Source organism: Microbacterium umsixpiens (assembly GCF_053543675.1).
In genome coordinates this window covers 3,561-4,998 of record NZ_JBLVOH010000136.1, presented here as the reverse complement: position 1 = coordinate 4,998, position 1,438 = coordinate 3,561, and the positions used below count along the sequence as shown (strand labels likewise).

At 70.6% G+C, this 1,438-nt stretch carries 1 protein-coding gene; it reads left to right on the top strand.

Annotated features, from left to right (window positions below; all coding sequences use genetic code 11):
* Positions 1-1,416, top strand: a 1,416-nt coding sequence (locus ACNPM4_RS13365; protein ID WP_448985994.1) for an amidohydrolase, incomplete at its 5' end; no start/stop codon positions are given.
* Between the last annotated feature and the right edge of the window lie 22 nt (positions 1,417-1,438).

The following is a 1,438-nucleotide window of genomic DNA, read 5'->3' as shown; positions in this document are numbered from 1 at the left end:
CCCGTCGACATCCACATCGCCGACGGGCTCATCGCCGATATCGCCCCCACCGGAGCGCTTCCCTCGCGGGGGGAGGTGCTCGATGTCGAAGGAGCGTGGGCGGTCCCCGGGCTCTGGGACAACCACGTCCACACCGTCCAGTGGGCGCTGACCGCGGAGCGCGCTCCGTTGGGTCACGCGGTCTCCGCGGCGGCTGCGGCGCACGCGATGAGCGGTGTCGTCTCCTTGCCGGACGGGCGCCGCGTCGGCACCGGGTTCCGTGATGCTCTCTGGCCGGATCGGCCGACCCTCGAGCTTCTGGACGCTGCCACCGGTGCGGTCCCCACTTACCTGATCAACGCGGATGTGCACAGCGTCTGGCTGAACTCTGCAGCGCTTGCGCGTGAGGGTTTCCGAAGCGACGACGGCCTGCTCCGTGAGACGGATGCCTTCGAGATCTCGCGTCGATTGAATGCAGTCGACGCCGCGCACGGCGACAGCGCGATGCGGCGAGCCGGCGAGCAGGCGGCCGCACGGGGTGTCACGGGTGTCGTCGACTTCGACATGGCCTGGGGTGCCGATGCATGGCCGCGCCGGATCCGGGATGGCTTCGCCGCGCATCGCGTGGAGTTCGCCGTGTATCCGTTCGATCTCGATCGGGCGATCGCCGCAGGGCTCCGCTCCGGCGAGCCGCATGAGGAGCCTGATGCGCCCGCAGCGGGCCGCGGTCTCGTCCACATGGGACCGCTGAAGGTGATCACCGATGGGTCTCTGGGCACGAGGACGGCCGCGTGCTCGCACCCCTACCCGCACGATCCTGACAACTTCGGCATGCTGACGGTGCCCTCCGACGAGCTCGTCGACCTGCTGACACGAGCGGCAGGCGCGGGGTTGGCGGTGGCCGTGCATGCGATCGGCGACCGTGCCGTGACGTCGGCACTGGACGCCTTCACCACAACCGGGGCTGTGGGCTCGATCGAGCATGTGCAGCTCGTGCGGCACGCGGATCTGGCGCGCTTCGGACGCCTCGGGGTCGTCGCGAGCGTCCAGCCACAGCATGCCGTCGACGACCGTGAGCTCGTGGACCGGCTGTGGAGTGGGCAGACCGCGATCGGCTATCCGTTGGCTTCGCTGCGCGATGCGGGGGCCGAGATGCGCTTCGGCTCCGACGCGCCCGTCGCCCCCCTCGATCCATGGCAGGCCATCTCCGCGGCGGTGTCGCGGACGGAGGACGATCGGGCACCCTGGCATCCTGAAGAGCGGATCACGATCGGTCAGGCGCTCGAGGCGAGCGTGCGCACCTCGCTGCGACCGGGAGAGCCCGCCGACATCGTCGTGTGTGGCGCGGACCCCCTCGTGGCGAGCGGGGAGACGCTGCGCGGGATGCCGGTCTGGGCCACGTTGCTCGCCGGGCGCCGCACCCACGCGGGTTCGTAGTCCCCTCCATCACGCAGTAGGG